The organism is Streptomyces sp. NBC_00654 (assembly GCF_026341775.1).
In the GTDB taxonomy this organism is placed as follows: domain Bacteria; phylum Actinomycetota; class Actinomycetes; order Streptomycetales; family Streptomycetaceae; genus Streptomyces.
This window is the reverse complement of the sequence record NZ_JAPEOB010000001.1, coordinates 1,734,887-1,759,555: the sequence shown is the minus strand read 5'-3', so window position 1 is coordinate 1,759,555 and position 24,669 is coordinate 1,734,887. Positions and strand designations below refer to the sequence as shown.

Genomic DNA, 24,669 nt, shown 5'->3' with positions numbered 1-24,669 from the left:
GTGCTGCCCCGCCCCGGGCACCGTGCTGCCCGGCTGCCCCCGTTCCCCGCCGGCCCCCAGCCGAGCGAGGGAAATCCCCGTGACCATCGCGCCAGCCGATCCGGTTTCAGCCGCCGCCGCAGCCGAACCGACGGAGCCCACGACCGACGCACCGGGAACCGCACTGCTGCGGACCCTGACGGACCTCACCGTCGATCTGCCCGACACCGATCCCGGACGGGTCGCCGCCGCCGCGCTGCGCGGCCGCAACGCCCGGTCGGACGAGGCGGAGCTGCGTTCGCTGGCCACCGAGGCGGCCGCGGGGCTGATCTCCGAGGACCCCGCCTACTCCCGGCTCGCCGCCCGGCTGCTGACCCGGTCCATCGCCGACGAGGCGGCGGGCCAGGGCGCGGTGTCGTTCTCCGCCTCGGTCGCCGTGGGGCACCGCGAGGGCCTGATCGCCGACCGTACGGCCGCCTTCGTGGCGCTGCACGCCGCCGCGCTCGACGCGCTGGTCGAGCGGTCGCTGGCCGACGGCGCGGACGACCGCTTCGGTTACTTCGGGCTGCGGACGCTGCACAGCCGCTATCTGCTGCGCCACCCGCACACCCGCCAGGTCATCGAGACGCCGCAGCACTTCATGCTGCGGGTCGCGGCCGGTCTGGCCGAGGACGAGAGCGTGCACGCGCTGGACGAGGTCGCCGCGCTGTACGGGCTGATGAGCCGGCTGGACTACCTGCCCTCCTCCCCCACCCTCTTCAACTCCGGCACCCGGCACCCGCAGATGTCCTCCTGCTATCTGCTGGACTCGCCCAAGGACGAGCTGGACTCGATCTACGACCGCTACCACCAGGTGGCGCGGCTCTCCAAGCACGCGGGCGGCATCGGCCTCTCGTACTCCCGTATCCGCGCCCGCGGTTCGCTGATCCGGGGCACCAACGGGCACTCCAACGGCATCGTGCCGTTCCTGAAGACGCTCGACGCCTCGGTCGCCGCGGTCAACCAGGGTGGCCGCCGCAAGGGCGCCGCCGCCGTCTACCTGGAGACCTGGCACGCGGACATCGAGGAGTTCCTGGAGCTGCGCGACAACACGGGTGAGGACCAGCGGCGTACGCACAACCTCAACCTGGCGCACTGGATCCCGGACGAGTTCATGCGCCGGGTGGACGCGGACGGGCAGTGGTCGCTGTTCTCGCCCGCCGACGTGCCCGAGCTGGTCGACCTGTGGGGCGACGAGTTCGACGCCGCGTACCGCGCGGCGGAGGCCAGGGGGCTGGCCCGCAAGTCGATGCCCGCGCGGGACCTGTACGGCCGGATGATGCGTACGCTCGCGCAGACCGGTCAGGGCTGGATGACGTTCAAGGACGCCTCCAACCGGACCGCCAACCAGACCGCCGAGCCGGGCCGCGTCGTCCACTCGTCGAACCTGTGCACCGAGATCCTCGAAGTGACCGACGACGGCGAGACGGCCGTCTGCAATCTGGGCTCGGTCAACCTGGGGTCGTTCGTGGCGGACGGGTCCATCGACTGGGAGCGGCTGGACGCCACCGTGCGGACCGCCGTGACCTTCCTGGACCGGGTCGTCGACATCAACTTCTACCCGACCGAGCAGGCCGGACGCTCCAACGCGCGCTGGCGGCCGGTGGGCCTGGGCGCGATGGGCCTCCAGGACGTCTTCTTCCAGCTCCGGCTGCCCTTCGACTCCCCCGAGGCGCGGGCCCTGTCCACGAAGATCTCCGAGCGCATCATGCTCGCGGCGTACGAGGCGTCCTGCGACCTCGCCGAGCGCTCCGGCCCGCTCCCGGCCTGGGCCGAGACCCGCACCGCACGCGGGGTGCTGCACCCCGACCACTACGACACCGCGCTGAACTGGCCGGAGCGCTGGGAGGCCCTGCGCGCCCGTGTCGCGAAGACCGGGATGCGTAACTCGCTGCTCCTGGCCATCGCGCCGACCGCCACGATCGCCTCGATCGCCGGGGTGTACGAGTGCATCGAGCCGCAGGTCTCCAACCTGTTCAAGCGCGAGACGCTCAGCGGTGAGTTCCTCCAGGTCAACGCCTATCTGGTGGACGAGCTGAAGCAGCTCGGCGTGTGGGACGCCCGGACCCGCGAGGCGCTGCGCGAGGCGAGCGGCTCCGTGCAGGGCTTCGCCTGGATCCCCGAGGAGGTGCGGGCGCTGTACCGCACCGCGTGGGAGATCCCGCAGCGCGGACTGATCGACATGGCGGCGGCGCGTACGCCGTTCCTCGACCAGAGCCAGTCGCTGAACCTGTTCCTGGAGACGCCGACGATCGGCAAGCTCTCCTCGATGTACGCGTACGCCTGGAAGCAGGGGCTGAAGACGACGTACTACCTGCGGTCGCGCCCGGCGACCCGGATCGCCCGCGCCGCGTCCGGCCAGGCGTCCGCCGCCGCCCCCATCCCCGTACAGCAGGCCCAGGCTCCCGACGCGGACGCCATCGCCTGCTCCCTGGAAAACCCCGAGTCCTGCGAGGCCTGCCAGTAATGAGCTCCAACGAGAACAAGAACCTGCTCGACCCGGGCTTCGAACTGACCCTGCGCCCGATGCGCTACCCGGACTTCTACGAGCGCTACCGGGACGCGATCAAGAACACCTGGACGGTCGAGGAGGTCGACCTCCACTCCGACGTCGCCGACCTCGCCAAGCTCTCCCCCGGCGAACAGCACATGATCGGCAGGCTGGTGGCGTTCTTCGCGACCGGTGACTCCATCGTCTCCAACAACCTCGTGCTGACGCTGTACAAGCACATCAACTCTCCCGAGGCGCGGCTGTATCTGTCGCGGCAGCTCTTCGAGGAGGCCGTGCACGTCCAGTTCTATCTGACGCTGCTCGACACGTATCTGCCCGATCCGGACGACCGGGCGGCGGCGTTCGACGCGGTCGAGGAGATCCCCTCCATCCGCGAGAAGGCGCAGTTCTGCTTCAGGTGGATGGATTCGGTCGAGAAGATCGACCGGCTGGAGACGAAGGCGGACCGCCGCCGCTTCCTGCTGAACCTGATCTGCTTCGCGGCGTGCATCGAGGGGCTGTTCTTCTACGGCGCCTTCGCGTACGTGTACTGGTTCCGCTCGCGCGGCCTGCTGCACGGCCTCGCCACGGGCACCAACTGGGTGTTCCGTGACGAGACCATGCACATGAACTTCGCGTTCGAGGTCGTGGACACCGTCCGCAAGGAGGAGCCGGACCTCTTCGACGACGAGCTCCAGCAGCAGGTCACCGACATGCTGAAGGAGGCCGTCGAGGCGGAGCTGCAGTTCGGCCGCGACCTGTGCGGCGAGGGCCTGCCCGGCATGAACACCGAGTCGATGCGGCAGTACCTGGAGTGCGTGGCCGACCAGCGGCTCACCCGCCTCGGCTTCCCGGCGCTGTACGGCTCGGAGAACCCGTTCTCGTTCATGGAGCTGCAGGGTGTCCAGGAGCTGACGAACTTCTTCGAGCGCCGCCCGTCCGCCTACCAGGTGGCGGTGGAGGGGTCGGTCGGCTTCGACGACGACTTCTAGAGGACGGCTGCTGGAGGACGGCTGCTGGAGGACGACTCCTCAGGGACGGCCTCTCCGGGCCGTCCGCCGGGCCCGGACCGGATCCCGGCCCGGGTCAGATCCTGGCCCAGCTCCGGGGGGAGGGGCGCCGTGTGGCCGTGACCGGCCGCGCGGCGCCCTTCGTTCGCGGGGGCTCCGCCCCGTGTGCCCGTTCCGCTTCTCTCAGCTCCCGGTCGATGCGGCGTTCACGGGCGAGCCCGAAGAACGTCGGCAGCAGGAAGAGTGCGAAAACAGCCGTTATGCCCAGGTAGTTCAGGAATGTGTTCACGCCTCTACTGTCGTCCGTGCGGACCCGTTCCGGCAGTGGCAGGACTGTCATACAGCATCGAATTACTGCCACACTGGCGTCATGCTGAAAAATGTCGCCGCCCTGCTGCTCGACGAGGTCCACCCGTTCGAACTCGGTGTGCTGTGCGAGGTCTTCGGGCTCGACCGCAGCGACGAGGGTCTGCCGGTGCACGATTTCGCGGTGGTCTCGGCCGAGGGCCCCGAGCTGCGGACGCACGCCGGGTTCACCATCAGCACGCCCCATGGCCTCGGCCGGCTGGAGGAGGCCGACCTCATCGCCGTACCGGCGGGCAGCCATTTCATGGAGCGGGAGTATCCGCCGGAGGTGCTGGACGCCCTGCGCCGGGCCGTGGAGCGCGGCGCGCGGGTGCTGAGCGTCTGCTCCGGCGCCTATGTCCTCGGCGCGGCCGGGCTGCTGGACGGCCGCCGCTGCACCACCCACTGGCGGCACGCCGACGAGCTGGCCCGGCGCTTCCCCCTGGCCGCCGTGGAGCCGGATGTGCTGTACGTGGACGACGGGCCGGTGATCACCTCGGCGGGCACCGCCGCCGGGATCGACGCCTGTCTGCATCTGGTCCGCCAGGCGCACGGCCCGGACGCCGCCAACGCCATCGCGCGCCGCATGGTGGTACCGCCGCACCGCGACGGCGGCCAGGCGCAGTACATCCAGCGCCCGCTGCCCCGCACCAGGTGCGACACGGTCGGGGACACCCTCGCCTGGATGGAGCGCCACCTCGACCGGGAAATGACGGTCGAGCAGCTGGCCGGTCTGGCCCATATGTCCCCGCGCACCTTCGCGCGCCGCTTCCAGCAGGAGACGGGCACCACTCCGTACCGCTGGCTGCTGCGGCAGCGGGTGCTGCTGGCCCAGCATCTGCTGGAGACCTCGGACGAGACGGTGGACACGATCGCCGGGCGGACCGGCTTCGGCACGGCGGCCGCGCTGCGCCACCAGTTCGTACGGTCCCTGGGGACGACCCCGAACGCCTACCGCCGCACCTTCCGCGGCCCGGCCGCGATGTCCGGGGCCGCCTGATCCGGCGCCGCCGTCCGGGTGTGCGGGGGCTCCGCGGGCGCGGCACCCCCGCACGGGAGGCGGTCCTCAGATGCCGCAGCTGGAGGCCGACCAGTAGTGGCTGGGCCCCTGGTTGACGTGCACGTGGTCACCGTGGCCGGGGTATCCCGGGCCGAGGATCCCGTTGAAGCCGTGGTTACGGGCCTGCTTGGCGAGGGTGCACAGGGAGTGCGGCCCGGCGCCGAGGTCGGCCGCGTCACCGTACAGATGGCGGCTGTTGGTGGCCCCGCCGACGGCCGCGTTGCACGAGGTGGAGCGGAAACCGCTGGTGACGCGGATGGACTGGTCACCGAGGGCGTGCCGCAGGGCCTCCAGCTTCCACATGGTGCTCAGGGCGTTGGCCTTGGCCGTGCCCGCCGCGACCGCGCCACCGGCCCAGGTGCTGTTGCAGGTGTTGTGCTCGGGGTACGTGAAGTGGATCGGGGTGCAGTCGCTGTCCTGGAGCGCGTAGATCTTGGCCTGGGTGGCCGGTCCCGCGACACCGTCGGCCGCCAGCCCGTACGCCGCCTGGAATCGCTTGACCGCGGCCGTGGTGGCCGGGCCGTACGAGCCGTCGATGGCGAGCACCGAGTTGTAGCCGGGGTAGCCGGCCACCCGGATCTGGAGCTGGACGACGTCATTGCCGGTGGCACCGGGCGAGAGCGTGCGGGTCCAGGTGTAACAGCCGTCGGCCTGCGCGGTGCCGGCGGTCACGACCGCCCCGCCCCACGCGAAAGCAATGGTCATGACAAGTCCGAGCAGGACGCGCGCGGTGCGTCTGATCATGGGGGGACTCCCTATCACCGTGGGATGTTCAGGCGAGCCTGTCCCAGGAGTCGACGCGCGTCAACTGCCCCTGAAAAAGCGACAGTTACCTGCCACATGGTTCACCCGGACGAGGGATGGGGTATCGGGGCCGGGGCCGCCGCCGTCACCGGCGGCGGCCCCGGCCCACCCGTACGCGCCCCGGTCACCCGGTCCGGCGGCACTCAGTCGTTCGGAACGACCTCGTAGCGCGGGGTGCCCTCGGCCATCTGCCGCAGCGCGTCCTTGCGGTCGCGCTTGGAGAGCCGGTCGATGTACAGGTAGCCGTACAGGTGGTCGGTCTCGTGCTGGAGGCAGCGCGCGAAGTACCCGTTGCCCCGCACCTTGACCGGGTTGCCCTTGGCGTCCTGGCCGCGCACCACCGCGTAGTCCGGGCGGGCCAGCTCCGCGTACGCCGTCGGCACCGAGAGGCAGCCCTCGTTGGAGTCGTCCAGCACCCGCGCCTCGGGCGGCAGCTCGTCGAGAACGGGGTTGCAGATGACGCCCACGTGCCGCACGCCGTCGTCGTCCGGGCAGTCGTAGACGAAGACCTTGCGGTCGACGCCGATCTGGTTGGCGGCCAGGCCCACGCCCTCCGCCGTCCGCTGGCTGGCGAACATGTCGTCGATCAGCTGCGCCAGCTCGTCGCCGAACTCGGTGACGTCCTTGCACTCCTTGTGCAGCACCGGGTTGCCCACGACCGTGATCGGACGGGAGGTGCCGCGCTCGCGGTACGCCGCCTCACGTGCCTCGCAGTCCTCGGTGTCCACGACGAAACCCTCGTCGTCCACGCTGATCTGCTCGTCCGTATCCTGCTGCGCCATGTCCGCCGTACGCCTTCCTGCGAAACCTGAGACCCGATGGACCCGGAACCCGGAGAAACCGGGGAACCCGGGTGACCGGGAGAACCAGCACCGCGATCGGTGCCCGTACAGCCTACGGGCACCGCTCAGCAGACTTCTTCGAGATCCCGCCATTCCCGGCTGTCCGGACTGTCCGCGACCCAGCCGTCCAGCAGCCCGCGCACCAGCCCGGCGGGCGCCGCGATACCGCACTCGCGCTCCGGCACCCACAGGTCACCGGACGTCCGGTGGCCCAGCGGCCCCGGGTGGCCTGGCTCGCTGTGGTCGTGCGGGTCCAGGTGCTCGCCGTCACCCTCGTCGCTCTCCATCCGGCTCTCCGAACAGGCGCGGCAGAGCAGCCGGACGGAGGACGACCAGTCCTCGGCGGCGAACCCGGCGTCCGAGGCGAGCTGCTCCAGCGCGTCCCGGTCCTCCTCGGTGGCCGCCTCCAGCAGCACCACCCAGGTGGGCACGGGCGACGGCGCCCACAGCTCGATCTCGTCGAAGACCGGATACGAGGGCCCGGCCGCGGTGACCCGCTCGCCGTGCGGCACCCCGTCGTGCAGAACGACCTCGCCCCAGCGCCGCCCGGAGGACGGCAGCGGGATCGACAGCACTTCCATCCGGGCCGGATCCAGCCTGCGTCCCCAGACGACCTCGGCCTCGCCCTCGGGCGACAGGCGTACCGCCGCGCTGCCCAGGTCCATCCCGGTCGGCTCGGTGTTCGACGCCGCGTTGTGCTGGCCGCTGCCCGGCACCTTGAGGCCGTACGCCTGCCAGGCCCGCCGCGCCAGCGGCCAGTCCTGGAGCGCGGTGGCCGCGATACCGACATTCCACCAGTCGGGCGCGCCGGACTCCCGGTCGAGCAGCGCGACGGCCCGCAGGCCCGCCGCTCTCGCCTGCTCCCAGTCGTGCCGGAACTTGTGCAGCAGGGCCAGGTTGAACCAGGACTCCGAGAGCCAGGGCTCCAGGTCCGCCGCGCGCGTCAGCAGCGCCCCCGCATCCTCGTACCGGCCGTCGCCGATCAGCGTGAACGCGCGGTCCGTGGCCTGCCGCCATGATGCGGATGGCCGATGCCGTACCTTCCCGAAGATCCTCACGATTCCCGCCTGTCCCGACTGGACACCCTCTGTTTCCGCTCTGCTTTCGCATCCAACCATGCCCGGCCGGACGCCCGCTCATTACCCATGGGTTACCCAGCCCGGACCGGGGTCAGACCGCCCCGCGCCAGGACTCTCGCCGACGCCCGCACCACCTGCGGCCGGTCGTCGTGTCCGGTGCCGGGCCGCAGCCGCTCCAGAGTGCCGAGCGGCCCGCTCACGCCTTCCCCGCACGGGTCCCCGCAAGCGTCGGCCGTCCCGACGATCCGGGCGCTCAGCGGCTGTTCCCGGTACGGGTCGGTCTGCTGTTCGACCACCGCGCGGCGGCCTGTGCCCGCGCCCCGGACGGTCCCGGCCCCCGCACGGCGGCGGGAACGGGTGAGGGCGCGCCGCGGTGTCCGCGGCACGCCCTCACCCGTACAGCGGTCGCCCGCTGCCGATGTCACTCCGTGGCGGCCGCCGAGCGGTCCACCGGGCCGACGGCCACGTCCTGGTCCGGAACGTCCTGGCCCGCACGGATCAGATCGATCCGGCCCATCACCTTCGAGCGCAGATCGGTCGGGACCTCGTCCTGACCGCAGCAGCGCTTGACCAGTTTCTTCACGGCCTGTTCCAGGCCGTACTTCTCCAGGCACGGGGAGCACTCCTCGAAGTGCACCTCGAACTTGGTGCAGTCGCCCTCGGGCATCTCACGGTCGAGGAACTCGTAGAGATGGTCGAGAACCTCTGAGCAATCCGTCTCGTGCGGCTCTCCGCAGCTCATGAGGCCGAGCCTTTCCGATCGTCCGACTCACCGGCACCGGCGCCGGCCGGGACGAGCCCGCGCTCACGGGCGTAGTCCTCCAGCATGCCGCGCAGTTGGCGGCGGCCGCGGTGCAGCCGGGACATCACCGTACCGATAGGAGTCCCCATGATGTCCGCGATCTCCTTGTACGCAAAGCCTTCTACGTCGGCGAGATACACGGCGATGCGGAACTCTTCGGGGATCGCCTGGAGCGCCGACTTCACATCGGAGTCCGGCAGGTGGTCGAGAGCCTGGGACTCCGCCGAACGCAGGCCGGTCGACATGTGCGACTCGGCGCGCGCCAGCTGCCAGTCCTCGATCTCCTCGGCGGCACTGCGCTGGGGCTCGCGCTGCTTCTTGCGGTACGAGTTGATGAAGGTGTTCGTAAGAATGCGGTACATCCACGCCTTGAGGTTCGTGCCCTCACGGAACTGGTGGAAGGATCCGTACGCCTTGGCGTACGTCTCCTGGACCAGGTCCTCGGCGTCGGCGGGGTTGCGCGTCATGCGCAGTGCGGCCGAGTACATCTGATCGAGAAATCCGAGGGCGTCCCGCTCGAAACGCGCGTTGCGCTCGGCGGTCGTCTCCTGTGCGCGGCCGTCGTCGGTCCCTGTGTCGGTCCCAGTGACCGGACCCACCTCCTCCAACGATGTGGCGGAGCCGAAACCGGACCCGCTCGCATCGGAGAATAGTCGACCCGGCTTCGCGACGGGCTGTCGATCCGGTCCGCCCGGTGCCCGCTCGGGAGTGGTCCTGGCCGCGTGCAGGACCGTCCACTCCAGATCAGCGGTGTTCGAGCGGCGCGGGCAGATGGTCGAACCCATGCGACGGACTCCCTCTCCACGTACGACGTGCTTGTACCGACGCCTCGAACAACAGCGGCCCCGCATCCGGCATTCCCGGGGTGCGCACGTCACACGGGCCACGCGGTCATACGAGTGAGGCGAGCCATCCGGTCACCGCGGAGGTGAGGACACCCATCGCCCCGTCCTCGGTCATGCCGGACCTCTTCGGGACCGCGAAGCCGTGGTCCCCGTGCGGCACCTCGGCCAGTTCGTAGGGGCCGGGCGGGAATTCGCCGGGACGCCCGAACGGATCGTTGCCGCCCTGCACCACCAGGGTGGGGACGCCCGCCCCCAGCAGCTCGTCCGCCCGGGACTTCTCCGGCCTGCCCGGCGGGTGCAGGGGGAAGCTGAGCGCCAGGACGGCGTGGGCGCCCAGCTCCGTCGCCGTCCGGCACGCCACCCGGGCTCCGGCGCTGCGTCCGCCGGCCACGACCGGCAGTCCCGGCCGGGCCAGCGCGGGCCACACCCCGCGCCAGCCGGTGTCCAGGGTCTTCGGGGCGGGCGCCACCTTCCTGCCGGCCACCCGCCAGGGCTGCTCCACCAGGGCGACGGTCACCCCGCGCGCCGGCAGTGCGGCGGCCAGGGCCGTCAGGTCCCGGGCCTCGATCCCGCCGCCCGCGCCGTGGCCGAGCGCCAGCACCAGACGGGCGTCGGGCGCGGGCAGCCAGGTGATCCGGGCCTCGCCCGCCCCGGTGTCGGCCTTCCGCACGCTCCTGCGCGGGCTCCGCACGCCGACAGGCGCGCCCTTCCGCGCGCTTTCACCCGGACTCTTCTGCACGCTCTCGTCACGGCTCACACGGTTCATCCTGCCTCGCGGCGGGCCCCGGTCAGAACAGCGTCGCGACTTCCGGCGCCGCGAGTTCCTCCAGCAGCTCGGGGCCGTTGTTGCGCACGTTGCTGACCGCCGTGCCCACCGGATAGGCGCGCATCAGCCCGCCGGGCGGCGGGGAGAGCAGCCCCCGCAGCTCCTCGACGTCCGTGCGCGCCGGGTCCAGCCAGGCGTCCCAGCGGTCCGGGGTCAGCATCAGCGGCATCCGGGGGTGGATGTCGGCCAGCGCGGCCGGGCCCTCGGCGGGGGCGACGGCCAGCGGCGTGGTCTCCGCCTCGGTGGTGATCACGGAGCAGGTCACCCACCAGGCCATCGGATGGTCGTCGGGCAGGGTCCGGTCGCGCCAGAACTCGTACAGCCCCGCCATCGCGAAGACCGAACCGTCGGCGGGCGTCACGAAGTACGGCTGCTTGCGCGGCCGCTTCTTCTTCCCGCTCTCCTCCAGCTGCCGCTCCTCGGAGCCGGTGACCCACTCGTAGTAGCCGTCCGCGGGCAGGATGCAGCGCCGCTGCACGAAGGGGCGACGGAAGGAGGGCTTCTCGTGCACGGTCTCCGCGCGGGCGTTGATCATGCGGGCGCCGCCCTCCGGCGACTTGGCCCAGGACGGTACGAGTCCCCACTTCAGGGCACGCAGCTGGCGAACCGGACGCTGATCGTCTGCGTCCTTCACAGGACGCTCCAGTACCGCGTAGACCTCTTTGGTCGGTGCCACGTTCCAGTCGGGCTCAAGGGTCTCGGTGGGTTCCCACTTCTCGACCTCGAAGAGTCCGGTCAGGTCCTCGGGCCGCCGACTCGCTGCATACCGTCCGCACATAACTGCCAGACTGCCACGACCGCCCGCCACGACCGCAAGGAGCCGCCCGGCCAATGAACGCGACAGAACTGGGCGATCTGTGGGATCGCGTCTTCGGCACCCAGCCCGCGCCCGCGCAGTGGCTGGTGGTCGTCACGGCCACCGCCGCGCTCGTCGCCGTCGTGCCGAACCTCATATGGCGGCTCTCGCGCAACGCGATCACGATCGCGCACGAGGGCGGCCACGGACTGGTGGCCCTGCTCACCGGACGGCAGCTGTCCGGCATCCGGCTGCACTCGGACACCAGCGGGCTGACCGTGAGCCGCGGCAGACCGACCGGCATCGGCATGATCCTCACCGCGGCGGCCGGGTACACCGCGCCGTCGCTGCTGGGCCTGGGCGGCGCCTGGCTGCTGGCCGACGGCAGGATCACACTGCTGCTGTGGCTGGCCACCGCGCTGCTCGCCGCGATGCTCGTGATGATCCGCAATGTGTACGGGGCCCTGACCGTGATCCTCACGGGCACGGTCTTCCTGCTGGTGTCCTGGCTGACCTCGGCCGCCGTGCAGTCGGCGTTCGCGTACGCGGCGGTGTGGTTCCTGCTGCTGGGCGGCGTGCGCCCGCCCTTCGAGCTCCAGTCCAAGCGGCGGCACGGCGGTGCGCCGGACTCCGACGCGGACCAGCTGGCACGGCTCACGGACGTCCCGGCGGCCCTGTGGCTGTTCTTCTTCCACGCGGTGTCGCTCTGCTCGCTGATCGGCGGCGGGCGCTGGCTCCTGGGACGGTGACGGCCCCTGCCCCGCCCCGGCCCCTACCACGCCTGGATTACGCCCCGGTTTCCGCCCTTTTGATCAGGATCCGGGTTTGCGGTGAGCCACTAAAGTGAGGGCCATGACCGAAAGTTCCGTGCACCCCGCCCTCTGGCCCGCCCCCCACGCGAGCGGAGCCGTCGACGCGACCGTCACCGTGCCCGGATCGAAATCGGTCACCAACCGGGCACTCGTTCTCGCCTCCCTCGCCGCCGAGCCGGGCTGGCTGCGCCGCCCGCTGCGCTCCCGCGACACCCTGCTGATGGCTCAGGCGCTGCGCGCGATGGGCGTCGGCATCGAGGAGATGGTGTCCTCCAGCTCCGCCGTCCAGGGCGGCCCGGACGCCACCGGCGAGGCCTGGCGGATCATCCCGGCCGGACTCCACGGCCCGGCCACGATCGACGTCGGCAACGCCGGCACGGTCATGCGCTTCCTGCCCCCGGTGGCCACCCTCGCGGACGGCCCGGTCCACTTCGACGGCGACCCCCGTTCCTACGAGCGCCCCCTGAACGGAGTGATCGACGCCCTGCGTGCCCTGGGCGCCAGGATCGACGACGGCGGACGCGGCGCGCTCCCGCTGACCGTGCACGGCGGCGGCGCCCTGGACGGCGGTCCGGTGGCCATCGACGCCTCCTCGTCCTCCCAGTTCGTCTCGGCGCTGCTGCTGTCGGGGCCCCGGTTCAACCAGGGCGTGGAAGTGCGGCACACGGGTTCCGCCCTCCCCTCGATGCCGCACATCCGGATGACCGTCGACATGCTGCGTGCCGTCGGCGCCCAGGTGGACGAGCCGGAGACGGGCGGCGAACCGAACGTCTGGCGGGTCTCCCCCTCCGCTCTGCTCGGCCGCGATCTGACCATCGAACCGGACCTGTCCAACGCCCAGCCGTTCCTGGCCGCCGCGCTGGTCACCGGGGGCCGGGTCACCGTCCCGGACTGGCCGGAGCGCACCACGCAGCCCGGTGACGCGCTGCGCGAGATCTTCACCGCGATGGGCGGCAGCTGCGAGCTCACCGAGCGCGGCCTCACCTTCACCGGCTCCGGACGCATCCACGGCATCGACGTGGACCTGAGCGAGGTCGGCGAGCTGACCCCGGGCATCGCGGCCGTCGCCGCCCTGGCCGACTCCCCCTCCACGCTCAGCGGTGTCGCGCATCTGCGGCTGCACGAGACGGACCGGCTGGCCGCGCTGACCAAGGAGATCAACGAGCTCGGCGGCGATGTCACGGAGACCGCCGACGGCCTCCGCATCCGCCCGCGCCCGCTGCACGGGGGCGTCTTCCATACGTACGACGACCACCGGATGGCCACCGCCGGGTCGGTCATCGGCCTCGCCGTCCCCGGAGTGGAGATCGAGAACGTGAGCACGACCGCCAAGACCCTGCCGGACTTCCCGGACATGTGGACCGGAATGCTCGGGGCCTGAGAACATGCGCCGCTACGGCAAGAACCCCGACGAGGACGACATCCGCGTCCGCCCCAACCGCAAGGGCAACCGGCCCCGTACGCACACCCGCCCCAAGCACGAGGACGCCCAGGACGGCATGGTCCTCACCGTCGACCGGGGCAGGCTCACCTGCCTCGTCGACGGCCGTACGGTGATGGCGATGAAGGCCCGCGAACTGGGCCGCAAGGCCGCCGTGGTGGGCGACACCGTCTCCATCGTGGGCGACCTGTCCGGCGACAAGGACACCCTCGCCCGCATCGTCCGGATCGGTGAGCGCCGCTCGGTGCTGCGCCGGACGGCGGACGACGACGACCCGTACGAGCGGGTGGTCGTCGCCAATGCCGACCAGCTGGCGATCGTCACCGCGCTCGCCGACCCCGAACCGCGCCCGCGCATGATCGACCGCTGTCTGGTGGCGGCGTACGACGGCGGGCTCACCCCGCTCCTGGTACTCACCAAGTCCGACCTGGCCTCCGCGGACAAGCTGCTGGAGACGTACACGCCGCTCGGGGTCCCCTACATCGTCACCAGCCGCGAGGAGCTGGAGAACGGCGACGCGGCCGACCGGGTGCGCGAGCAGCTGAACGACCGGATCACGGCGTTCGTCGGGCACTCCGGTGTCGGGAAGACCACGCTGGTCAACGCCCTGGTCCCGAAGGACCGGCGGCGCACGACCGGTGTCGTCAACGCGGTCACCGGCCGCGGCCGGCACACCACCACGTCCGCGCTCGCGCTGCCGCTCCCGGGCAACCGGGGCTGGGTGGTCGACACCCCGGGTGTGCGGTCCTTCGGGCTGCACCACGTGGACCCCTCGCGCGTCATCAACGCGTTCCCCGACCTGGAGCCCGGCACCGAGAACTGCCCGCGCGGCTGCACCCACGACGAGAACCAGCCGGAATGCGCGCTGGACGCCTGGGTCGCCGAGGGCCACGCCGACCCCGCGCGGCTGTACTCGCTGCGCAGGCTGCTCGCCACGCGTGAGCGGCGCGAGGGCGACTGAGCCCGCCCGGGTCACGCGCCCGGCGACTCGCGCACGTTTGCGAGTTCCCGGGACTGGTAAGGGCTAATCGCACCGAGCCGGACCTCGCGACGGGCTGGACGAGGGCGTCACCTACACGGAGGCAACTGACGATGGCATGGCTGCTGGTCGTGGTCGCGGGACTGCTGGAGACCGGCTTCGCCGTGTGTCTGAAGCTGAGCCACGGATTCAGCCGGCTCTGGCCGACGGTCGCGTTCTGTGTGTTCGCGCTCGGCAGTTTCGGGCTGCTGACGCTGTCGCTCAAGAAGCTCGATGTCGGCCCCGCCTACGCGGTGTGGACCGGAATCGGCGCGGCCGGTACGGCGATCTACGGGATGGTCTTCCTCGACGACGTCGTCTCGACCCTGAAACTGGTCTCGATCTCGCTGGTGATCGTCGGTGTGATCGGCCTCCAGCTGTCCGGCTCCTCCCACTGAACCCGGGCCCGCGCACCCGGGCCGCCGACCCCGGTGACCGGGCCGTCAGCAGGCCTCCCGCGGCCGCGCCGCTTCCGTGATCAGCGGTGCCGTGCGGCCCTCCGCGGGCACCATCACGTAGGACAGCGCGAGCCGCAGCACGGTCTCGCAGCGCACGGCCAGCTCGGCGGCGGCCTCCGGCGGCTGCCCGCCCGCCAGCGCGGCCACGGCACGGTCCCGGGCCAGGCCGAGCAGTTCGGCGGGCGTCGGGGACGCCGCGGACCGGGGCAGGCGTTCCCCCCAGAAGCCCGTGAGCAGCGCCTTGACCAGGGCGTTCGTCCGGGCCTCCCGGACCGTCCAGAGCGCGACGGCAGCGGGCCCCCGGCCCGTACCCACGTCCGCGCGCAGCGCCCTCTCGACCCCGGCGAGATAGCCGTCGGCCGCCTGCCCGAGCAGGGCGCGGGCCAGACCGTCCTTGCCGCCGAACTCGTTGTAGAGGCTCTGCCGCGAGACTCCGGCCAGGGCGGCGACGTCAACCATGCGCACCGTCCGCCAGGGCTGTTCGTCCAGGGCCGCCAGAGCGGCGTCCAGCAGGGCTTCTCGCGCTGACGGCACCATCGCCTCCCACGCCCGGGGACCTGCGGTTCAGAGTTGACGCGCCGCACGCGACTGTCAAGGGCCCGCGCACCGGACCACCGGCCGGGGCCATGTAGCCCCCGCCGGGTGCCGGTGGATACTGTGACGACATGCCCGATTATCACGATGATCTGCGCCTCGCCCATGTACTGGCGGACGCCGCCGACGCGGCGACGATGGACCGGTTCAAGGCCCTCGACCTGAAGGTCGAGACCAAGCCGGACATGACGCCGGTGAGCGAGGCCGACAAGGCGGCCGAGGAACTGATCCGCGGCCATCTCCACCGGGCCCGCCCGCGCGACGCGATTCTGGGCGAGGAGTACGGGATCGAGGGCACCGGCCCCCGGCGCTGGGTGATCGACCCGATCGACGGCACCAAGAACTACGTCCGCGGGGTGCCCGTGTGGGCGACGCTGATCTCGCTGATGGAGGCGGGCGAGGACGGTTTCCAGCCGGTGGTCGGCGTGGTCTCGGCGCCCGCCCTGAGCCGGCGCTGGTGGGCGGCGAAGGGCGCGGGCGCGTTCTCCGGCCGCAGCCTCACCTCGGCGACCCGGCTGCGGGTGTCGAAGGTGGAGCGGATCGCGGACGCCTCGCTGGGGTACGCCTCGCTGAGCGGCTGGGAGGAGCAGGGCCGCCTCGACGGCTTCCTGGACCTGACCCGGGCCTGCTGGCGGACGCGTGGGTACGGGGACTTCTGGCCGTACATGATGGTCGCCGAGGGTTCGGTGGACATCGCCGCCGAGCCGGAGCTGTCCCTGTGGGACATGGCGGCGAACGCGATCATCGTCCAGGAGGCGGGCGGGCGGTTCACCAGCCTGGACGGCGTCTCCGGTCCGGGCGGCGGCAACGCGGCAGCTTCGAACGGTCTGCTCCACCACGAGCTGCTCGGCTACCTCAACCAGCGCTACTGAGCACCGTCCCCGCGGTCACCGACGGGGCGCACGGGACACGTGGGGCGGGCCTTTGCCCGCCCCACAGACTTTCTTCACCGACCCCTTGTTGACGCACCCCAAGGGTGCGACTCTGAGAGTCCCCCCACTTGTGAACTTGTGAATCGGCTCACAGGACCGGCTCCCCCGGGCCGGCTCGCCAAGGAGGTGGCTCCCTTCATGCTCGTCCGCGACGCCATGAGCACGATGGTCCTGACCATCGGCCCCACCCATACGCTCCGCCAGGCGGCCCGGCTGATGTCCGCCCGCCGCGTCGGAGCGGCCGTCGTCCACGACCCGGACACCAGCGGGTTCGGGATCATCACCGAGCGCGACATCCTCGACGCGATCGCCTCGGGACAGAGCCCCGACGTGGAGACCGCCTCCGCCCACACCACCACCGACGTGGTGTTCGCCGCCCCGACCTGGACCCTGGAGGAGGCCGCGGAAGCCATGACGCACGGCGGGTTCCGCCATCTCGTCGTGCTGGACGACGCCGGTCCGGTGGGCGTCGTCTCGGTGCGCGACATCATCCGGTGCTGGGCCCCGGTCAGGCGCCGCACCGTCGGTCTGGCGAGCTGACCGGCGGCCCGGGAACGGCCGGTGGGCCGGAGCCCCCGAGGGGAATCCGGCCCACCGTCCCCGACCGGTCTCAGCCGCGCAGGGCCTGGACCGCGGCTTCCAGCCGCTTGCCGAAGTCGCCGTCCGCCTGACGGAAGTTGTTGATCGCGCGCTCGGCGATGTCGTCGCGCGAGACCTTGGCGATGAACCCGGCCAGGTTGTCGATCAGCCGGGCCTTCTCGTCCTCGGAGTAGAGCCGGTACAGATTGCCGGCCTGCACGAAGTCGTTGTCCTCCGCGTGGCTCGGCGCCACGTGGTTGCCGGTGGGGCCGGTGACCGCGGCGGGCTGCCACAGCGGCCGGTCGCTCTGGTTGGGGCCGCCGAAGCTGTTCGGCTCGTAGTTCTTCGCACCCTTGTGCCGGCCGTCGTACAGGTAGCCGTCACGGCTGTGGGTGCGCGCCTCGGTGGCGTGCGGCCGGTTCACCGGCAGGTGGTCGGCGTTGATGCCGACGCGGTAGCGGTGGGCGTCGCCGTAGGCGAAGAGGCGGCCCTGGAGCATCTTGTCCGGGGACGGCCCGATGCCCGGCACGAAGTGCGCGGGGCTGAAGATCGACTGCTCGGTCTCCGCGAAGACGTTCTCCGGGTTGCGGTTGAGCTCCAGCTTCCCGATCTCGATCGGCGGGTAGTCCGCGTGCGGCCACACCTTGGTGAGGTCGAACGGGTTGAAGCGGTACGTGGCCGCCTCGGAGGCGGGCATGACCTGGATCTGCACGGTCCAGGTCGGGAACTCGCCGCGCTCGATCGACTCGCGCAGATCGCGCTGGTGGCTGTCCGGGTCCTCACCCGCGAGCTTGTTGGCCTCGTCCTGGGTGAGGTTCTTGATGCCCTGGTCGGTCTTGAAGTGGTACTTGACCCAGAAGACCTCGCCGGCCTCGTTGTTCCACTGGTACGTGTGCGAGCCGTACCCGTTCATGTGGCGCAGGGTGGCCGGGATGCCGCGGTCACCGAAGAGCCAGGTCACCTGGTGGGTCGACTCGGGCGACAGACCCCAGAAGTCCCAGACGTTGTCCGCCTCCTGCGAACCGGTGTACGGGTCGCGCTTCTGGGTGTGGATGAAGTCGGGGAACTTGATGGCGTCCTTGATGAAGAACACCGGGGTGTTGTTGCCGACGAGGTCGTAGTTTCCCTCTTCGGTGTAGAACTTCAGCGCGAAACCGCGCGGGTCGCGCACGGCGTCGGCGGAGCCGAGGTTGCCCGCGACGGTCGAGAAGCGCAGGAACGTCTCGGTCTGCTTGCCGACCTCGGAGAGGAACTTCGCCCGCGTCCACTGCGAGACGTCCCGGGTCAGCGTGAACGTGCCGTAGGCACCGGCGCCGCGGGCGTGCACGATGCGCTCCGGGATGCGCTCCCGGTTGAAGTGGGCGAGCTTCTCCAGCAGTGCCTGGTCCTGGACGAGAACCGGTCCGCCGGCGCCAGCGGTCTCGCTGTTCTGGTTGTCGGCCAGCGGCGCGCCGGCCTCCGTGGTGAGCGGTCCCTGCGTCACGTGCGCCTCCTGCGTCATGTCCTGCACATTCGTCATCTGTCGATGTCCCGCACAGCCTGTCCCTTGGCCTATGCCGAACTCGATCCTACGATGGACTTTGTCTAAGTCAAGCGAACATCCAAAGTCACACCAATTCGGGACTCGGTCCCCTCACTGTTAGGCTGGGCCCATGAGTGACCTGCTGGAACGACTCCGAGGACGCGGCTGGCGCATGACGGCGCAGCGGCGTGTCGTGGCCGAGGTCCTCGACGGGGACCACGTGCACCTGACGGCGGACGAGGTGCACGCGAGGGCCGTCGACCGGCTTCCCGAGATCTCCCGGGCGACCGTGTACAACACCCTGGGCGAGATGGTGTCCCTGGGCGAGGTCATGGAGGTCTCCACCGACCGCCGGGCCAAGCGCTACGACCCGAACGCCCACCGCCCCCACCACCACCTGGTCTGCGCGCGGTGCGGCACCATCCGGGACGTGCACCCCTCGGGCAACCCGCTGGCGGAGCTGCCGGCCGACGAGCGGTTCGGCTTCACGGTCTCCGGCGTCGAGGTGACGTACCGCGGCATCTGCCCGAGCTGCGCCGCCGCGGCCTGACCCGCGCCACCGATCCCCACCCGGACCCGACGCTCCTCGCGCCGGGGCTTTCGCGTACCCCCTTCCCGAATCTGACGGGTCGTCATATCGTCTGCGGCGATCACCTCCGCAGGTGACGAGCGCGTGGATCACGCCACCCCGCGCCTGTCGTCCGCGGCGGATCCGCACCTCGAACGATGCGAGGAGAGACCCGTGGGAGCTGCGCACCCGACCCCACCCCCGCCCGGAACACCCGCCTCCGACACCGCCCCCGGCCCCGTGCCGCCCAAGCTCCGCGCCCGCGGGCTCGCCCGCTCCTTCGGACGGGGCACCGGACTGCTGCCCGCCCTCGGACCGGTCGACATCGAGATCGCGCCGGGCGAGTTCACCTGCCTCGTCGGCCCGTCCGGCTGCGGCAAATCCACCCTGCTGCGGATAGCCGCCGGGCTGCTGCGCCCGAGCGCGGGCGAACTGGAGATCCGTACGGCTTCGCCCCGGCCGGCGGCGATGATCTTCCAGGACTACGGGATCTACGACTGGAAGACGGTCCTCGCCAACGTCCGTTTCGGCCTCGACATCCAGCGCGTACCCCGCAAGGAGGCCGATGCCAGAGCCCGGGACTGGCTGGCCCGGATGGGCCTTTCCGAGTTCGCCGGCGCGTACCCCGCGGCGCTCTCCGGCGGGATGCGGCAGCGGGTGGCCATCGCGCGGGCGCTCGCCGTGGAGCCCGAGATGCTGCTGATGGACGAGCCCTTCGCCGCGCTCGACGCCCAGTTGCGCACGATCCTCCAGGACGAGCTGCTGGAGCTCACCCAGAACACGCGCACCACCGTGCTCTTCATCACCCACAGCCTCGAAGAAGCCATCCTGCTCGGCGACCGGGTGCTGGTGATGTCCGCCAGGCCGGGCCGGATCATCGCCGAGCACCGCCCGCCGTTCGGCCGCCCGCGCACCGGGGACATCCGGGCGACCACCGAATTCGCCGCGCTGAAGGCCGACCTGTGGGACGTGCTGCGCGGCGAGGTGCGCAGGGAGGCGGTCCCGGCATGAGCACCTCGGTGAAGCATCCGACGCCCGCCGGCGACGACGTCCTGGTCCGCCGGCCCGGACCGCGCGAGCTGCGCCCGGCCCGTACCCACCGCAGGCGCCGCACCCTGGAACTGACGCTCGCCGTCGCCGTACCGCTGGCGCTCGTCCTCCTGTGGCAGCTGGCGGCCGAGCGGTCCTGGATCGACGCACGCGTGTACCCGGCGCCCTCCACCATCGCCGCCGACGGCTGGGACCGGGCGGCCGCCGGGGAACTGTGGCCCGATGTGTGGGCCACGCTCAAGCGGGTCCTCGGCGGCTATGCGATCGGTACGGCCGCCGGATACGCGCTGGGGCTGCTGATGGGCTCGCTCGCCCTCGTACGGGCGGCGCTGGAGCCGCTGCTGGACGCCCTGTACGTCGTGCCGAAGCTCGCGCTCCTGCCGGTCTTCCTCAATATGTTCGGCCTCGGTGAAGGGCCGCAGATCGCGCTCGTCGCCGCCACGGTCTTCTTCTTCGTCTGGATCTCGACCATGGCGGCCGTCCTCGCCGTCCCGGCCGGTCACCGGGATGCCGGCCGGGTCTTCGGAGCCTCGTCCTGGCAGATGTTCCGGCATGTGCTGCTGCCCGCCTCGCTGCCCGCCGTCCTCGTGGGCGCGCGCATCGCGGCGGGGGTCGCGGTGCTGGTCATCGTCGCGTCCGAGCAGATCGCGGCGGCCGACGGGCTCGGCCATCTGATCTTCGACTCCAGGGCGCTGTTCCAGAACGACGTGATGTTCGTCGGGATCGTCTGTGTGGCGGTGCTCGGGGTCGTGTTCTCCGAACTGGTCCGGATCGCCGGCCGGCTGCTCACTCCGTGGGCGCCGCGCGACCGCGGCCGCGGTCAGTCGTGAACCCGCGCCCCTTCCCCGCCCGTACCCCCCGCACTCCCACTCGTACGGAGGCACCGTTGCGTATCCGGACCAGCTGCACCGCCGTGCTCCTCGCGGCATCCCTGCTCACCGCGACGGCCTGCGCGAAGGGCGGCACCGCCCGGGACGACGCCCCCAGGTCCCCACGCACCGTCACCCCCGTCGCCGGGTGCGGCCCGGCCGCCCGGAGCGACCCGGCCGATCTCGCGCCGGACCGTGAACCGGCCCGCTGCGACAAGGGCGCACCGGCCCCGAAGCCGCTGGGGAAGAAGCGGACGATCACCGTCGCGACCGGGACGCTGAGCGCGGAGTACGTTGCTCCGCTCCAGGTCGCGGTGGCCCAGGGCGAGTTCGCCAAGGAGGGACTGGACGTCCGGCTGAAGGTGCTGCCGACCCCGGACGCGTTGCCGCTGCTGGCCAGAGGCGATGTGGACGCCCAGTGGGCGGCCCCCGAGGCGGCCGTGATGAACGGCATCAACGGCGGCTTCGCGATCAAGTGGGTGGCCGGGAACTTCTCCCCCGCCGCCACCTCGAAGAGCGGCCTGTGGGTACGGCTCAAGGACGGCGAGAGCGCCGAGCGGGTCGACATGGCGGGCCGGCGGCTCGGCACCATGATCGGCAAGGGCTCGGTGATCATGTACCCGATGGACACCTCGCTGAGGAAGCACGGCGGCGGACTGGACGACATCGGTTTCCAGCAGCTCGGATCCGCCGACGTGCTCACCGCCCTGCGGAACGGGGGCGTGGATTCCGCCTGGCTGCTGGACCCCGTCTGGCGCAAGGTCGACGGCGACGGGAAGTACGCGTTCCTGGGCGGTCAGCCGCTCGGTGAACCCCTGGGCGGTCTGCTCTTCGGCCCGACCCTGCTGAACGAGGACCCCGACGCGGGTGTCGCCTTCCTGCGCGCCTACATCAGAACCGTGAACACCTACTTCGCCGGGGACTACAAGGCGGATCCCGCCTTCGTCTCCACTCTGGCGAAGCTGCTGAAGACCGACGGGTCCGTCCTGCGCTCGACGCCCTCGATGCGGATGGACTGGGAGATCCGGGAGGGCACGACGGACCGGCTGCAGAAGGCCTACGGGGACGCGGGGGTACTGGACGGCCCACCGGTGCCGGAGGACCGGGCCGTGGACCGCGCGATGTACGGGGAGGCCGTCGGTCACCGGAGCTGAGTCCTTCGGCCACCGGAACTGAGGTTTTCGGCCGGCGTCACCGGCAGGGCACCGGTTCCAGGGCAGGGGCACCGGTTCCAGGGCAGGAAACATGACAGAGGCCCGGATCCTTGGAAGGATCCGGGCCTCTGTCTTCAGTAGCGGGGACAGGATTTGAACCTGCGACCTCTGGGTTATGAGCCCAGCGAGCTACCGAGCTGCTCCACCCCGCGTCGATGAATGCAACACTACGGCACCCCTGCCGACCAGTGCAAATTCATTGGGACGCACCGCGCCCGCGACCCGCCCCGGCCGGCCCGCACAGGACCCGGGGCCACCCCGAGGGGGCCGGGCCCCCGTCCGGACCGGCCGGCCGGAGGCGCGGCCGGGCCCTCCTACGCGGTGAGCTCCTGGTGCAGCGCCTCGCGCAGCCGGGCCGCCCGCTCGGCGACCTCCGCCGGCCCCAGCTCGACGGCACGCGCACACCAGCGCTGGCCCTCGGCGAGCTCGCCCCGGCGGGCGGCGAGCAGGGCCAGGCGCAGCGCGGCCCGGCCGTGACCGGCTTGTGCGGCCCGGCTCCACCACAGGGCCGCCTCGCGCTCGCTGCCCTCGCGGGCGAGCAGCAGGCCGAGGTTGAAGGCGCCGTTACGGCTGCCCGCCTCGGCCGCCTCGCGGTACCAGTACGCGGCGCTGTCCACGTCGCCGCGGGCCGCGGAGAGCATCCCGACCCGGACCTGGGCGCGGCGGTGGCCCTGCTGGGCGGCCCGCTCGTACCACTCCTCGCACTCCGTCCTCTCCGGCATCGGCTCGCCGAGCGCGGGCGGTCCGGGCGGCGGCTGGCGCGAGTCCAGGACCCCGGCCAGCCGGAAGGCGGCCTCGGCGCTGCCGCCGCCCGCGGCGCAGCGCAGGTGGCGCTCGGCCTCCTGCTCCTCACCCTCGCGCAGCAGGGCCATGCCGACCTGGAGCGCCGCATCGATGTGCCCGGCCGCGGCCGCGCGCTGGTACCAGCCCAGCGCCGTACGGTCCTCGTCCCGTCCGGCGTGCAGGATGCCGAGGTTGAAGGCCGCGTCCACGCTGCCCGCTTCGGCGGCCTTGGAGAACCACGGCTCGGCCCCGGTGTGGTCACCGGCCTGGAGCAGGAGCACGGCCAGGGCGTTGGCGGCCTCGCGGTGTCCGGCGTAGGCGGCACGGCGGTACCACTGCTCGGCCTGCGGCGTACGGTCCTGGGCGGCGCAGAGCAGCCCGAGGTTGTAGGCGCCGTTGACGTCGCCCGCGTCCATGGCGGCGCGGTACCAGCGCTCGGCGGTCTGCTGCTCACCGCGTGCGGCGTGCAGGGCCCCCAGGGCGTTGGCGGCGTTGCCGTCGCCGTCCTGGGCGGCACGCAGCCACCACACGGCCGCGCTCTCCTCGTCGCCCGCGTCACGCAGCAGGAAGCCGAGGGCGCAGGCGGCGCGGGGCTCACCGTCCTTGGCGGAGGTGAGGTACCAGCGGCCGGCCTCCTTGAGCTCGCCCCGCTGTTCCAGGATCGCGCCGAGGTGCAGCGCGGCACGCCGGTGTCCCCGTGCGGCGGCCTGCCGGTACCACTGTTCGGCCTCGCCGACGCGCCCGACGGCCGGACCCGCCACGGGACCGTCGGCACGGCCACGGCCACGGCCCGCGCCCCCGCCCGGGGAGGCCGGGGTCCGGCCCGCGCCACCGGACAGCACCGCGCGGCCGGGGCCGAAGGCGTCGTGCGGGTCCTCGACGGCGTTCCGCTCCAGGGTGCGGGCCAGGCGGTACGCGGCCTCCCGGTGCCCCTGCTCGGCGGCGGCGCGCAGCCAGCGCTCGGCGCCGACGTCGCTGCGGTGCTCCAGCAGATCGGCCAGGGCGTAGGCGCCCAGCGCGTGCCCCTGCTCGGCGGACTGGCGCAGCCAGTACTCGGCACCGGGCTCGTCGCCGCGCTCCCGGAAGTGGCGGCCGAGCGCGTGCGCGGCGGCGGCGGAACCGGCAACGGCGGCGATGCGCCACCATCCGGCGGCCTCGTCGGGGTAGCCGCGCTGGTGGAGGAGGACGCCCAGGTTGTTGGCGGCGGCCCGGTCACCGTCGGCGGTGGCCGCGCGCAGATGGGTCTCGGCGGCGTCCAGGTCCCCCCGGCGCAGCAGCATCGCGCCGAGGACGCTCATCGACGCCGTGTCCCCGGCTTCGGCGGCGCGGCGGTGGCGCGCCTCGCTCTCGGCGTTGTCGGCCGCGTCGATGGCGTCGGTGGTGCAGAAGTTGTCGGCGGTCTCAGCGGCGTCGCCGGTGCTCGCGGCACCCCTGGCGTTCGTCGCATCGGTGGCACCCGTGGTGCCTGTCGTGTCCGCGGTTCCGGCCGGCCCGGCCATGGCAGCGGCAAATGCCCCATCTATCGCCTTATCGCTCTCATGGCCGCGACGCTGCACAAACCGCCCTGTCTCCAACAGAGTTGCCCTGTCCCCCATAAATACCATCGTCGCACCACCTACAACCCGCGTACACCGTGAATATCGCGGCCAGTGAGGTCACTTCAGCGTTTTGTCGACATGCCCACAGGGAGACAAGTCAAACACGTCCGGATCCAACTCGTGCCCAACGAACCGCACTTCACGCGCATCACACGAGAAAGGCCCGGAGCGGGATCTGATGACATGACGAAGGCCCGGATCCCATAGGATCCGGGCCTTCGTTTTTCAGTAGCGGGGACAGGATTTGAACCTGCGACCTCTGGGTTATGAGCCCAGCGAGCTACCGAGCTGCTCCACCCCGCGCCGTTGTGTT

At 71.6% G+C, this 24,669-nt stretch carries 24 protein-coding genes, 2 tRNA genes and 1 pseudogene; 13 read left to right on the top strand and 14 right to left on the bottom strand.

The features are described from left to right. Nucleotides 1-79 precede the first annotated feature (79 nt). Both OHA98_RS07720 and OHA98_RS07715 read left to right on the top strand, forming a co-directional pair. Nucleotides 80-2,485, top strand: a complete 2,406-nt coding sequence (locus tag OHA98_RS07720) for a ribonucleoside-diphosphate reductase subunit alpha (protein WP_266923673.1) — start codon at nucleotides 80-82, stop codon at nucleotides 2,483-2,485. Beyond that, a complete protein-coding gene (locus OHA98_RS07715) occupies nucleotides 2,485-3,501 on the top strand; it encodes a ribonucleotide-diphosphate reductase subunit beta (protein WP_266923671.1) in 1,017 nt (338 codons plus the stop codon). Before OHA98_RS07720 ends, OHA98_RS07715 begins: the two co-directional genes overlap by 1 nt. A 94-nt stretch (nucleotides 3,502-3,595) precedes the next feature. On the opposite strand, the gene OHA98_RS07710 is transcribed toward OHA98_RS07715, so the two are convergent. After that, on the bottom strand, nucleotides 3,596-3,808 hold the full coding sequence (locus tag OHA98_RS07710) for a hypothetical protein (RefSeq protein WP_266923670.1): 213 nt from the start codon (nucleotides 3,806-3,808) through the stop codon (nucleotides 3,596-3,598). Between the two features lie 81 nt (nucleotides 3,809-3,889). Between OHA98_RS07710 and OHA98_RS07705 the strand changes: the two genes are divergently transcribed. Further along, the gene (locus tag OHA98_RS07705; protein WP_266923668.1) at nucleotides 3,890-4,864 is read left to right on the top strand and encodes a GlxA family transcriptional regulator; all 975 of its coding nucleotides are present in this window, start codon (nucleotides 3,890-3,892) and stop codon (nucleotides 4,862-4,864) included. Between the two features lie 66 nt (nucleotides 4,865-4,930). Here OHA98_RS07705 and OHA98_RS07700 read toward each other — a convergent pair whose 3' ends face one another. From OHA98_RS07700 to OHA98_RS07665, 8 genes and pseudogenes are all read right to left on the bottom strand, one after another. Next, nucleotides 4,931-5,668, bottom strand: coding sequence for a D-Ala-D-Ala carboxypeptidase family metallohydrolase (locus OHA98_RS07700; RefSeq protein ID WP_266923666.1), 738 nt, complete (start codon nucleotides 5,666-5,668; stop codon nucleotides 4,931-4,933). Nucleotides 5,669-5,871: 203 nt separating this feature from the next. Further along, nucleotides 5,872-6,510: a peptide deformylase gene (def, locus tag OHA98_RS07695; RefSeq protein WP_266923665.1), complete on the bottom strand. Its 639-nt coding sequence runs from the start codon at nucleotides 6,508-6,510 to the stop codon at nucleotides 5,872-5,874. Between the two features lie 125 nt (nucleotides 6,511-6,635). Further along, nucleotides 6,636-7,628, bottom strand: a complete 993-nt coding sequence (locus OHA98_RS07690) for a hypothetical protein (protein WP_266923663.1) — start codon at nucleotides 7,626-7,628, stop codon at nucleotides 6,636-6,638. Between the two features lie 92 nt (nucleotides 7,629-7,720). Further along, nucleotides 7,721-7,945: pseudogene (locus tag OHA98_RS07685) on the bottom strand (hypothetical protein); the annotation flags it as partial. 125 nt (nucleotides 7,946-8,070) lie between these two features. Beyond that, the gene (gene rsrA / locus OHA98_RS07680) at nucleotides 8,071-8,391 is read right to left on the bottom strand and encodes a mycothiol system anti-sigma-R factor (protein WP_266923662.1); all 321 of its coding nucleotides are present in this window, start codon (nucleotides 8,389-8,391) and stop codon (nucleotides 8,071-8,073) included. Then, nucleotides 8,388-9,050 carry a sigma-70 family RNA polymerase sigma factor gene (locus OHA98_RS07675; protein ID WP_266927784.1) on the bottom strand — a complete coding sequence of 221 codons (663 nt, stop codon included), beginning with the start codon at nucleotides 9,048-9,050 and terminating at the stop codon, nucleotides 8,388-8,390. The genes rsrA and OHA98_RS07675 overlap by 4 nt, the downstream gene beginning before the upstream one ends. 292 nt (nucleotides 9,051-9,342) lie before the next feature. Next, nucleotides 9,343-9,966 (bottom strand): alpha/beta family hydrolase, encoded by a 624-nt coding sequence (locus tag OHA98_RS07670; RefSeq protein ID WP_266923660.1) that lies wholly within the window; start codon nucleotides 9,964-9,966, stop codon nucleotides 9,343-9,345. Nucleotides 9,967-10,084: 118 nt separating this feature from the next. Beyond that, the gene (locus OHA98_RS07665; RefSeq protein ID WP_266923658.1) at nucleotides 10,085-10,900 is read right to left on the bottom strand and encodes an SOS response-associated peptidase; all 816 of its coding nucleotides are present in this window, start codon (nucleotides 10,898-10,900) and stop codon (nucleotides 10,085-10,087) included. 53 nt (nucleotides 10,901-10,953) lie between these two features. Between OHA98_RS07665 and OHA98_RS07660 the strand changes: the two genes are divergently transcribed. The 4 genes from OHA98_RS07660 (at nucleotide 10,954) to OHA98_RS07645 (ending at nucleotide 14,587) form a co-directional block, all read left to right on the top strand. After that, the gene (locus tag OHA98_RS07660; protein WP_266923656.1) at nucleotides 10,954-11,667 is read left to right on the top strand and encodes a M50 family metallopeptidase; all 714 of its coding nucleotides are present in this window, start codon (nucleotides 10,954-10,956) and stop codon (nucleotides 11,665-11,667) included. A gap of 103 nt (nucleotides 11,668-11,770) precedes the next feature. Further along, complete coding sequence (gene aroA, locus OHA98_RS07655; RefSeq protein ID WP_266923654.1) at nucleotides 11,771-13,111, top strand: 3-phosphoshikimate 1-carboxyvinyltransferase; 1,341 nt, start codon at nucleotides 11,771-11,773, stop codon at nucleotides 13,109-13,111. Nucleotides 13,112-13,115: 4 nt separating this feature from the next. After that, a complete protein-coding gene (gene rsgA, locus OHA98_RS07650; RefSeq protein ID WP_266923653.1) occupies nucleotides 13,116-14,132 on the top strand; it encodes a ribosome small subunit-dependent GTPase A in 1,017 nt (338 codons plus the stop codon). Nucleotides 14,133-14,263: 131 nt separating this feature from the next. Further along, nucleotides 14,264-14,587: a multidrug efflux SMR transporter gene (locus OHA98_RS07645; protein ID WP_266923651.1), complete on the top strand. Its 324-nt coding sequence runs from the start codon at nucleotides 14,264-14,266 to the stop codon at nucleotides 14,585-14,587. 45 nt (nucleotides 14,588-14,632) lie between these two features. On the opposite strand, the gene OHA98_RS07640 is transcribed toward OHA98_RS07645, so the two are convergent. Next, complete coding sequence (locus OHA98_RS07640) at nucleotides 14,633-15,184, bottom strand: TetR/AcrR family transcriptional regulator (protein WP_266923649.1); 552 nt, start codon at nucleotides 15,182-15,184, stop codon at nucleotides 14,633-14,635. 128 nt (nucleotides 15,185-15,312) lie between these two features. On the opposite strand from OHA98_RS07640, the gene hisN reads away from it, so the two are divergent. Both hisN and OHA98_RS07630 read left to right on the top strand, forming a co-directional pair. Beyond that, entirely contained in the window at nucleotides 15,313-16,113 is an 801-nt protein-coding gene (hisN, locus tag OHA98_RS07635; RefSeq protein WP_266923647.1) for a histidinol-phosphatase, read from the top strand. Between the two features lie 198 nt (nucleotides 16,114-16,311). After that, nucleotides 16,312-16,713: a cyclic nucleotide-binding/CBS domain-containing protein gene (locus OHA98_RS07630; protein ID WP_266923645.1), complete on the top strand. Its 402-nt coding sequence runs from the start codon at nucleotides 16,312-16,314 to the stop codon at nucleotides 16,711-16,713. A gap of 70 nt (nucleotides 16,714-16,783) precedes the next feature. On the opposite strand, the gene OHA98_RS07625 is transcribed toward OHA98_RS07630, so the two are convergent. Continuing rightward, entirely contained in the window at nucleotides 16,784-18,253 is a 1,470-nt protein-coding gene (locus tag OHA98_RS07625; protein ID WP_323179599.1) for a catalase, read from the bottom strand. A 151-nt stretch (nucleotides 18,254-18,404) separates the two neighbouring features. Here OHA98_RS07625 and OHA98_RS07620 point away from each other — a divergent pair, with 151 nt between their 5' ends. From OHA98_RS07620 to OHA98_RS07605, 4 genes are all read left to right on the top strand, one after another. Then, nucleotides 18,405-18,824, top strand: coding sequence for a Fur family transcriptional regulator (locus OHA98_RS07620; RefSeq protein WP_266923641.1), 420 nt, complete (start codon nucleotides 18,405-18,407; stop codon nucleotides 18,822-18,824). Between the two features lie 258 nt (nucleotides 18,825-19,082). Continuing rightward, nucleotides 19,083-19,853 carry an ABC transporter ATP-binding protein gene (locus OHA98_RS07615; RefSeq protein ID WP_266927782.1) on the top strand — a complete coding sequence of 257 codons (771 nt, stop codon included), beginning with the start codon at nucleotides 19,083-19,085 and terminating at the stop codon, nucleotides 19,851-19,853. After that, nucleotides 19,850-20,722, top strand: coding sequence for an ABC transporter permease (locus OHA98_RS07610; RefSeq protein WP_266923639.1), 873 nt, complete (start codon nucleotides 19,850-19,852; stop codon nucleotides 20,720-20,722). Before OHA98_RS07615 ends, OHA98_RS07610 begins: the two co-directional genes overlap by 4 nt. A gap of 56 nt (nucleotides 20,723-20,778) precedes the next feature. Next, nucleotides 20,779-21,915, top strand: coding sequence for an ABC transporter substrate-binding protein (locus tag OHA98_RS07605; RefSeq protein ID WP_266923637.1), 1,137 nt, complete (start codon nucleotides 20,779-20,781; stop codon nucleotides 21,913-21,915). Nucleotides 21,916-22,053: 138 nt separating this feature from the next. Here OHA98_RS07605 and OHA98_RS07600 read toward each other — a convergent pair. From OHA98_RS07600 to OHA98_RS07590, 3 genes are all read right to left on the bottom strand, one after another. Next, a tRNA-Met gene (locus OHA98_RS07600) sits at nucleotides 22,054-22,127 on the bottom strand. A gap of 162 nt (nucleotides 22,128-22,289) precedes the next feature. Further along, nucleotides 22,290-24,362, bottom strand: a complete 2,073-nt coding sequence (locus tag OHA98_RS07595; protein ID WP_266923635.1) for a tetratricopeptide repeat protein — start codon at nucleotides 24,360-24,362, stop codon at nucleotides 22,290-22,292. A gap of 223 nt (nucleotides 24,363-24,585) precedes the next feature. Then, nucleotides 24,586-24,659 (bottom strand) — tRNA-Met (locus OHA98_RS07590). Nucleotides 24,660-24,669 lie beyond the last annotated feature (10 nt).

Excerpts from the sequence above, each read along its gene's own strand:
- OHA98_RS07630 (WP_266923645.1), top strand. The coding sequence starts at position 16,312 with ATGCTCGTCCGCGACGCCATGAGCACGATGGTCCTGACCATCGGCCCC.
- hisN (WP_266923647.1), top strand. The coding sequence starts at position 15,313 with ATGCCCGATTATCACGATGATCTGCGCCTCGCCCATGTACTGGCGGAC.
- OHA98_RS07610 (WP_266923639.1), top strand. The coding sequence starts at position 19,850 with ATGAGCACCTCGGTGAAGCATCCGACGCCCGCCGGCGACGACGTCCTG.
- rsgA (WP_266923653.1), top strand. The coding sequence starts at position 13,116 with ATGCGCCGCTACGGCAAGAACCCCGACGAGGACGACATCCGCGTCCGC.
- OHA98_RS07660 (WP_266923656.1), top strand. The coding sequence starts at position 10,954 with ATGAACGCGACAGAACTGGGCGATCTGTGGGATCGCGTCTTCGGCACC.
- OHA98_RS07620 (WP_266923641.1), top strand. The coding sequence starts at position 18,405 with ATGAGTGACCTGCTGGAACGACTCCGAGGACGCGGCTGGCGCATGACG.
- aroA (WP_266923654.1), top strand. The coding sequence starts at position 11,771 with ATGACCGAAAGTTCCGTGCACCCCGCCCTCTGGCCCGCCCCCCACGCG.
- def (WP_266923665.1), bottom strand. The coding sequence starts at position 6,510 with ATGGCGCAGCAGGATACGGACGAGCAGATCAGCGTGGACGACGAGGGT.
- OHA98_RS07625 (WP_323179599.1), bottom strand. The coding sequence starts at position 18,253 with ATGACGCAGGAGGCGCACGTGACGCAGGGACCGCTCACCACGGAGGCC.
- OHA98_RS07665 (WP_266923658.1), bottom strand. The coding sequence starts at position 10,900 with ATGTGCGGACGGTATGCAGCGAGTCGGCGGCCCGAGGACCTGACCGGA.
- OHA98_RS07645 (WP_266923651.1), top strand. The coding sequence starts at position 14,264 with ATGGCATGGCTGCTGGTCGTGGTCGCGGGACTGCTGGAGACCGGCTTC.
- rsrA (WP_266923662.1), bottom strand. The coding sequence starts at position 8,391 with ATGAGCTGCGGAGAGCCGCACGAGACGGATTGCTCAGAGGTTCTCGAC.
- OHA98_RS07700 (WP_266923666.1), bottom strand. The coding sequence starts at position 5,668 with ATGATCAGACGCACCGCGCGCGTCCTGCTCGGACTTGTCATGACCATT.
- OHA98_RS07640 (WP_266923649.1), bottom strand. The coding sequence starts at position 15,184 with ATGGTGCCGTCAGCGCGAGAAGCCCTGCTGGACGCCGCTCTGGCGGCC.
- OHA98_RS07595 (WP_266923635.1), bottom strand. The coding sequence starts at position 24,362 with ATGGTATTTATGGGGGACAGGGCAACTCTGTTGGAGACAGGGCGGTTT.
- OHA98_RS07715 (WP_266923671.1), top strand. The coding sequence starts at position 2,485 with ATGAGCTCCAACGAGAACAAGAACCTGCTCGACCCGGGCTTCGAACTG.
- OHA98_RS07705 (WP_266923668.1), top strand. The coding sequence starts at position 3,890 with ATGCTGAAAAATGTCGCCGCCCTGCTGCTCGACGAGGTCCACCCGTTC.